7 protein-coding genes are annotated in these 7,629 nt (G+C 69.8%); 2 read left to right on the forward strand and 5 right to left on the reverse strand.

Annotated elements, in window-relative coordinates; genetic code table 11:
- Positions 1-389: 389 nt before the first annotated feature.
- The 3 genes from EX88_RS0121945 to EX88_RS0121955 all read right to left on the reverse strand — a co-directional run bounded on the left by EX88_RS0121945 (position 390) and on the right by EX88_RS0121955 (position 4,128).
- Positions 390-764, reverse strand: a complete 375-nt coding sequence (locus EX88_RS0121945) for a hypothetical protein (protein ID WP_031374121.1) — start codon at positions 762-764, stop codon at positions 390-392.
- A 213-nt stretch (positions 765-977) separates the two neighbouring features.
- Positions 978-3,527 (reverse strand): ATP-dependent helicase HrpB, encoded by a 2,550-nt coding sequence (gene hrpB / locus EX88_RS0121950; RefSeq protein WP_031374122.1) that lies wholly within the window; start codon positions 3,525-3,527, stop codon positions 978-980.
- Between the two features lie 130 nt (positions 3,528-3,657).
- Entirely contained in the window at positions 3,658-4,128 is a 471-nt protein-coding gene (locus EX88_RS0121955) for a hypothetical protein (protein ID WP_031374123.1), read from the reverse strand.
- A gap of 193 nt (positions 4,129-4,321) precedes the next feature.
- On the opposite strand from EX88_RS0121955, the gene EX88_RS0121960 reads away from it, so the two are divergent.
- Entirely contained in the window at positions 4,322-5,116 is a 795-nt protein-coding gene (locus EX88_RS0121960) for a TatD family hydrolase (RefSeq protein WP_031374124.1), read from the forward strand.
- A 37-nt stretch (positions 5,117-5,153) separates the two neighbouring features.
- On the opposite strand, the gene EX88_RS0121965 is transcribed toward EX88_RS0121960, so the two are convergent.
- A complete protein-coding gene (locus EX88_RS0121965) occupies positions 5,154-5,606 on the reverse strand; it encodes a hypothetical protein (RefSeq protein ID WP_031374125.1) in 453 nt (150 codons plus the stop codon).
- A 325-nt stretch (positions 5,607-5,931) separates the two neighbouring features.
- On the opposite strand from EX88_RS0121965, the gene EX88_RS0121970 reads away from it, so the two are divergent.
- A complete protein-coding gene (locus EX88_RS0121970; protein WP_031374126.1) occupies positions 5,932-6,804 on the forward strand; it encodes a hypothetical protein in 873 nt (290 codons plus the stop codon).
- A 77-nt stretch (positions 6,805-6,881) separates the two neighbouring features.
- On the opposite strand, the gene EX88_RS24080 is transcribed toward EX88_RS0121970, so the two are convergent.
- Entirely contained in the window at positions 6,882-7,391 is a 510-nt protein-coding gene (locus EX88_RS24080) for a hypothetical protein (protein WP_036149812.1), read from the reverse strand.
- Between the last annotated feature and the right edge of the window lie 238 nt (positions 7,392-7,629).

The raw sequence follows: 7,629 nt of genomic DNA on the forward strand, positions 1-7,629 counted from the left end.
GGCTTAGCAAAAGAAAGTAACCCGGCCGCGTCAGCGGACGGAAGCTCTGCTCTTGCGCTGGCTTCTTAAAGAAATAAGATCAAACGCCTAAAGCTTTCGCCACTAAAGCGGCGGACGGAAATTTTGCTTCGGCCTTTATCCGATTGATGCGCCGCTAGACCGTCACATCGCGGTCGCGGCTCGCGCCGTTCCTACCCCTTAGGCTCCCGAAGCCGCTAGGCGAAACCGAAAACACGCGACCACCTTCGGCATGCCCCAAACGAACGAAGCCGGCGCTAGCGCGCCGGCCTCGGGGTATGACGGTTTCAAGCGACTACATTCGCAATCCGGCCACGGCGCAACCACACGCCGATGCCCTATCACTCGGCCTAGTCCACCAGCCCGACGACTTACTCGCTGGCGCTTTCTTCGCTCGCCGCCTTGCGCGTGCCCGACTTGCGGCGCGAGGCGCTGCCGTTGCTATCGGCGCGGCGCGCATCGATGCGACGGGCGCTGCCTTCGATCGGGTCGCCTTCGGCCTGCTGTTTCGCCTTGCGGCGCGCGGCGGCGTACCAGAGCAGGCCGGCGCCGGCCACGGCGGCGACCGCGATCACCGGGTTGCGGCGGATGAAACCGCCGGCGGTGCGCGCACCGGTCTTCAGTGCGCCCAGCTTGACGCCCGTCTCCAACCACTGGCCGGCCTTGGGCACATGCTGCTTGATGTTATCGCCGACCGACGACACCAGCTCCAGTGCGCGCTCCGGGAATGAAGTGAACTTGCTCATCGTGTCGATCCTGTGACGAGAGAAACAGACTCCAGTGTCGACGCGGAACCGTTGAAATTCTGTGAGCGCAGTCGCGTCGGACCGGCTGCCGGCTGAATACGGCGCGGTATCGACGACTTCGGCCGATACATAGCCCTTGCACAGCCAACCCATGACCAACACACCTCGCTCATCGCGGTTGGCGCATCGGCGCCTCGTGCGACGCCGCTGTGCTCAGGTGCCGCGCGGCTTGGCCCGGTGGGTCGCGGTCGCCGTCCACGGATCGTCGGGCCAGGGGTGCTTGGGATAGCGCCCCTTCATTTCCTTTTTGACCTCGGGGTAGGTGCGCTCCCAGAAACCGCGCAGGTCCTGGGTGACCTGCAACGGCCGCCCGGCCGGCGACAGCAAGTGCAAGGTCAGCGGCACGCGGCCTTCGGCGATGCGCGGCGTATCGGCCAGGCCGAACAGTTCCTGCAGCTTCACCGCCAGCACCGGTGGTACGGCGGCGCCACGTCCATCGGCGGCATGCTCGTCGTAGGCGTAGTCGATGGCGCGCTCCATCCCCGACGGCACCACCATGCGGGTCGGCGCGAGTGCGTCCAGCCGTTGCCGCCACGACCAGTCCGACAGCGAACGCAGGGCTTCGCCGAACGCGCCCTCGTCGAGCGCATCGAGGCGGGTCTTGCCGCGCAAGGCCGGCTTCAGCCAGGCGTCGATACCGGCCATCAAGGCCTCGTCGGACAAGTCCGGCAGCGCGTTGTCGCCCTGGGCCAGCTCGGGCATCCACTCGCGCAGGCAGCGCACACGCGCACGCCACTGGCGCAGGCCGCCGGTCCACGGCAGCGCGTCGAGACCGAGTTGGCGCACCGCATCGACCAGGGCATCGGCGTAACGCGAGGGATCGGGTTTGGCGAGCGGACGGCTGTCGAGCACGATGCGGTCGTAGCGGCGCTCGCGCACCGCCGCGATCGCGCGCACGGCGGCGTCCCAGACCACCCGGTCCTCGCTGACGAAACGCTGCGGGAACTCGCGCTCCAGGCGCGCTTCGTCGAGCGGCGATGCGCGCAGCACGCGCGCATCGCGCGGGTCGTCGCGCAGCTCGCTGATCACCAGCCACGGTTCGCCGTAGACCGCGCTGTCGTCGAACAACTTGGCGCTGCGGCCGTTGGCGAGCTGATAGCGGTAAGGGTCGCTCGGGTGCTGGCGGGCGATGCGGTCGGGGAAGGCATGCAGCAGCAGGTCGCCGAGCGCGTGCGCGGGCACCTGGGTCGGCGGTGTCGCGTCGACGCGCAGGCGCCGGCGCCATTGCTTGGCGGCCTGGTCGAGCGCGGCCAAGGCCGAACGCGAAGCATCGGCCGGTGCGCGGCCCTGGCGGAACGCGGCCAGCGCCTGCCAGCGCGCGGCCAGCGCGTCGCCACCGCTGCGCAGCGGGTCGCGCGCTTCGATCAAGGCGGCCAGATCGCCGGCCAGGGCGCGTTCGCGCGCGTCGCTGGGCGCCAGCAGCATCGCCGCCAGGCGCGGATGGGTGCCGAGCGTGAGCATGCGCCGGCCGAACGCGGTGATAGTCGGCGCCGCATCGCCGCGGCCGGCTTCGAGCGCGCCGAGCCGCAGCAACAGTTCGCGTGCCGCGCCCATCGCCCCGCCCGGCGGCGCATCGACGAAACGCAGGCCGGCATCGCCCCAGGCAGCGAGTTCGAGCGCCAGCCCGGCCAGTTCGACCTGGGCGATCTCGGGGCGCCGCTGCGGTTCCAGGCGTTGCGATTCCGGCCACAAGCGATACGCCCAGCCTTCGGCGACGCGGCCGGCACGGCCGGCACGCTGATCGGCGGACGCCTGGGCGATGGCGACCACGTCGAGGCGCGAGAAGCCGCTGTTGGGGTCGTAGCGCGGCTCGCGGGCCAAGCCGGCGTCGATCACCACGCGCACCTCGGGCAGGGTGACGCTGGACTCGGCGACGTTGGTCGCCAGCACGACCCGGCGGCGGCCGTCGGGATCGGGCTGCAGGACCCGGCTTTGCTGCTCGACCGGCAGTTCGCCGTGCAGGCTCAGCACGTCGATGCCGCGCAGCGCCTCGCTGCCGGCCAGGGCGGCATCGGCGCGCGCGATCTCGCGCTGTCCGGGCAGGAACACCAGCACGTCGCCGGGATGCTGCTGCAGGGCGTGCTCGACCGCGCGCCGCAGTTGGTGTTCGAGTTTTTCCTCGCGCCGCGCCGGGTAGTGCCCAATCGTCACCGGATAGCTGCGCCCGGCGCTGCTCAGGCGCGGCGCATCCAGAAACTGGGCCAGCCGTTCGCCGTCCAGCGTCGCCGACATCACCACGATGCGCAGGTCCTCGCGCAGCGAGGCCTGCACGTCGAGCGCCAGCGCCAGGCCGAGGTCGGCGGCGAGATGGCGCTCGTGGAATTCGTCGAACACCAGGGCGCCGACGCCTTCGAGGCTGGGGTCGTCCTGGATCATCCGGGTCAGGATGCCTTCGGTGACCACTTCGATGCGGGTGCGCGCGGAGACTTTGTTCTCGAAGCGGATCCGGTAGCCGACGGTTTCGCCGGCGGCCTCGCCGCGTTGCCGCGCCATGAACTGCGCGGCGGCGCGCGCGGCGACGCGGCGCGGTTCCAGCATGACGATGCGTTGGCCCTGCAGCCACGGCGCATCGAGCAGGGCCGGCGGCACCTGGGTGGTCTTGCCCGCGCCGGGCGGCGCTTCCAGGACCAGGCGCGGATGCGCGGCGAGGCTGTCGCGGATCGACGGCAGCAGGGAATCGATCGGGAATTCGGCGGCGTTCACGCGCGCAAGGATACGGTGCGCGGCGCCGATGCGTGCGCGATCGACGCAACCGCCCCGCGAGCACGCCCGCGCGCGACGACGCCGCGGCCGCGCCGGTATTCCTCGGCGTTACGACGAACCTGGGTACGGCTCAGTCCTTGGCGAACTCGCCGCAGCCGTACAACAGCCGGCCGCCGTCCTCGATATCGCCGATGAACACCAGGATCGCCTGACTGTATTTCTTGCGCTTGGTGTCCTGGCAGGGTTTGTCCTTCGGGCTGGCGGTGAGCATGACCAGAAGCTCCTGTTGCTCGCCGGCGATGCTCTGCTTGCCGGACAGCGCGTACTGGGCGGTCAGCTCCAGCGGACCCGGCTCGGGCTTGACCGAGGTCAGGGTGCCGTGGGCGGCGCGGACGCCGCGCGGAAGGGCTAGATCGAATACGACCTGGCCGGGGCCGCTGCGCTTGAGCTGGATGCTCCAGCCGGCCTGACCGTAGTTGCCGCCGTCGAAAGTCGCTTTCGGAAAGTCGTACTTGGGCTTGGATTCGGCAGGTGCGGACGCCGGCAGGCAGGCGAGCAGCGACGCCAGCCCCAGCGCGAAGATCGTCGAGATGATGCGCATTGCGATTTCCCCATGGCGACCGCCCGGCCGCCTTCGAAGGGCATAACGCCGCGTCGCCACGGTCGTGAATCCGCCGCCCGCGACGGCACGGCGGAACCACGATGCGGGCACCGCGCGGCCGTGGACGGCCGAAACTTGGGCTGGCCCGGCCCAGCGCCTACACTGCGCGCTGTTTTCCGCAGCATCTCCACTCATGCAACTGATCGACATCGGCGCCAACCTCACCCACGACAGCTTCGACCACGACCGCGACGCCGTGCTGCAGCGCGCGCGCGACGCCGGCGTGGCGCGCATGGTGATCACCGGCGCCAGCCGCGAGCATTCGCCGCAGGCGCTGGAACTGGCGCGCCGCCACCCGGGCGAGCTGTTCGCGACCGCCGGCGTGCACCCGCACCATGCGAGCGAGTACACCGCCGAATGCGACGCCGAGATGCGCGCGCTGCTGGCGCACGACGAGGTGGTGGCGGTCGGCGAATGCGGGCTGGACTATTTCCGCGACTTCTCGCCGCGCCCGGCGCAGCGGCGTGCTTTCGAGATGCAGCTGCAGACCGCGGTCGACACCGGCAAGCCGCTGTTCCTGCACCAGCGCGATGCGCACGCCGACTTCATGGCGATGATGCGCAACTTCGACGGCAAGCTCGGCCCGGCCGTGGTGCATTGCTTCACCGGCACGCGCGAAGAGCTGTTCGATTACCTCGACCAGGACTGGTACGTCGGCATCACCGGCTGGCTCTGCGACGAACGCCGTGGCCTGCACCTGCGCGAGCTGGTCAAGCACATCCCGGCGGCACGGCTGATGATCGAAACCGATGCGCCGTATCTGTTGCCGCGCACGGTCAAACCGGCGCCGTCGCACCGGCGCAACGAACCGATGTACCTAGCGCACATCGTCGAGGAACTCGCCCGCGACCGCGGCGAAGACGTGGCGACGACCGCGGCCAACAGCAGCGCGGCCGCCACCGCCTTCTTCCGGCTGCCGGCGGCGTAAGCACTCGCCGCCGGTTGACGCCCTCGGGCCGGCGAACTCACTTCATGGTGAAGTTGCCGCAGCCCTTCCATACCTTCCACGGCCCGAGCTTGGCCGGCGTAAGCACGACGGTGTAGGTGTAGGAACCGTACCTTCCGGTGCTCTTGCCCTTGGCGTCGATGCATTGTCTGCCGAGCGGCACCGGCGCCAGCTTCGTGCTCAGACCCGTCGCGGCGGTGCCGTCGCCTAGCTTGCCGACCAACAGGTAATCGCCCATGCCCGAGGCCGCCTTCTGCTGCAGCTTGCCTCTCAGCGGCGTCCGCGACTCCGGCACGGTCAGGGCGTAGTCGACCGAGTAATCCGGCTGGGTGGTCATCGCCACGATCCAGTCGGCGCCATTGCCGCCGCGGAAGACCGGCGCCGGGAAAGTGATCTGCTGGGCGGACGCGGACGCGGCTGCGAGAGCGGCGGCCAGGCCCAATCCGGCGACGGCGGCGAACATGATGCGCATAAGAGACTCCTGTAGGGGCGACGTGGTGCCGCCGATACCGCTACCAACGCAGCTTCACCGCCGCCGTGAAGCGCCGTCGTCGCGCCGGGCGGTGGCCCGTGGCCGCGATGAAGACGAAACGACGGTGCGGGGAAGACTGCCGCGGCAACAGGAAAGGCGGCGTCAGCCTCCATCAACGCGGCACGGCGCGGCTTGAGGACAGCGTCCTGGGACGGCGACGGGACAGGCACTAGACTGGGCCGCCTTCGCCGCCCGTCGCGCGCCTTTCGCACGGCGCTGACGACCGCCTCCCCCGCTGCTCGCCTGCCCCGCAAGGATCGACTTCATGGATCACCCCGCATCGCGGTCGCCCGTCTGGTTTCCGCTCGCGCTCGGCGCCTGCGTCTTGGTACTGACCGCAGCGTTCTTCCTGGTCGCGCAGATCGAGCATCCCCTGCCCGAGGGCGCCGACGGCGCCGCCAGCCAGGTCTACGCCTGGCTCGAATGGCTGTGCGGCATCGGCCTGCTGATCGGCGTCAACCTGGTCCTGGCCAGCGCGATCATCGCGCGCCGCGGCCCGCCGCAACGCGCCTGGGCCGCGCTGTTGGTCGCGGTGGCGCTGGTGTTCGGCCTGGGCTATCTGTGGTCGATCGCGGTCATGCAATCGATGCAGGCCCTGAGCGACAGCGTGTCGACAGTGACGCTGTATCGCTGGGTGCCGCCGCTCAACGCCGTCAAGGTGGTGGTCACTTCTTCGATCGGCCTGGCAATCGCCTTCGTCGTGGGCGGCCGCGGCCCGACTCCGGTGGTCTGGAGCGGTGGCCAGCGGCGCCTGATCGGCGCGCTCGTCGCGTTCGGCGTCTGCGCCGGCGTGTTGTTGCTGCTTCAGCACAGCCTGAGCCGCTTCACCGCTCTGGACGACAACGCCCAACGCCACGGCATGACCCTCGCCGCGCTCGGCATCGGCTTCCTGCACGGCCTGTGCTGGGCTCTGCTGCCGGCGCGCCGCGGTGCCGGCGCGATGCCGGCCTTGATCTCGGCCCTGCTGACGCCGCTGCTGATCGTGCTGTCGACGCTGCCGCTGCTGTTGTTGGGCGACAAGCTCGGCCTGGCCGAGCTGCTGGTCATCGTGTTGCTGCTGCTGTTCGCCGCGCCGGTGCTGGCCTCGCTGCTGGTGGTGTGGCTGCACCGCAGGCGTTATCCGGCAGCGCAGGCCTGACGATCTGCGTGGGTCGCACTGAAACCAACGGCCCGCTCGCAGCGGGCCGTTGGTTTTAGCGGGGCGCGGTAGCGCGATCAGTACATCGCGAGGTCGCCGCAACCGCGCATCTGCGGCAGGCCCTCGACGGTGACCTGGACGCTGTGCCGGTGCCCGCCGTCGCCGTCGTCGGTGCAGTCCTTGCGGCTGATCTCGACCACCATCGGCTTGGCGCCCTGCTTCGTCGCCAGTTCGCCGCTCAACACGATCAGGGAACCCGGCGCGTCGGCCGGCTGGCCCTTGTAATCGACCGTGCCGTTGGCCTTCTCGCTGCCGCTGCCCCAGGTCAGCTCGACCTGGTGCGACCTCTCGCCGGTGGCCTGGATCTCGATGCCCCAATGCTCGCCGAAGCCCTTGAACGCCGGCACCGGACTGACCTTACCGACCTGATCGGCGCCGATCTTGCCCATCGGCCGGCCCGCCGGCCCCGGATCGCTCGCCGGCGTCGCGGCCGCATCGGCGCTCACCGTGTCCTTGGCCTGCTCGGGGGCCGCGCAACCGGCGGCGAAAGCGATCGACAGGATCGCAGCGAAAGGCATCGGGCGCATGGGGTTCTCCTGGGTAACGTGGGGCCGGTCCATCGCGGCCGGTGCGACGTTGTAACGCAGCAACGGTGCACGAGGGGTCAATGGCGGCGGAGCGCGTTCAGTCGCGCGGCAATGCCGACGCGGGCCGTTGCCGTTGCCTTGAAGATTTTGCTGTTGTTGTGGCTGTGCGTCGCCTCGCACTAGCGAAGGCAACAGAAGACCCGGAGGGCGGCGCGCAGGGATGCGCGCCGTTTTTCAT

The sequence above is a fragment of the Lysobacter antibioticus genome, from assembly GCF_000731095.1.
Taxonomy (GTDB): Bacteria; Pseudomonadota; Gammaproteobacteria; order Xanthomonadales; family Xanthomonadaceae; genus Lysobacter; species Lysobacter antibioticus_B.

Excerpts from the sequence above, each read along its gene's own strand:
- EX88_RS0121945 (WP_031374121.1), bottom strand. The coding sequence starts at position 764 with ATGAGCAAGTTCACTTCATTCCCGGAGCGCGCACTGGAGCTGGTGTCG.
- EX88_RS0121955 (WP_031374123.1), bottom strand. The coding sequence starts at position 4,128 with ATGCGCATCATCTCGACGATCTTCGCGCTGGGGCTGGCGTCGCTGCTC.
- EX88_RS0121960 (WP_031374124.1), top strand. The coding sequence starts at position 4,322 with ATGCAACTGATCGACATCGGCGCCAACCTCACCCACGACAGCTTCGAC.
- EX88_RS0121965 (WP_031374125.1), bottom strand. The coding sequence starts at position 5,606 with ATGCGCATCATGTTCGCCGCCGTCGCCGGATTGGGCCTGGCCGCCGCT.
- EX88_RS0121970 (WP_031374126.1), top strand. The coding sequence starts at position 5,932 with ATGGATCACCCCGCATCGCGGTCGCCCGTCTGGTTTCCGCTCGCGCTC.
- EX88_RS24080 (WP_036149812.1), bottom strand. The coding sequence starts at position 7,391 with ATGCGCCCGATGCCTTTCGCTGCGATCCTGTCGATCGCTTTCGCCGCC.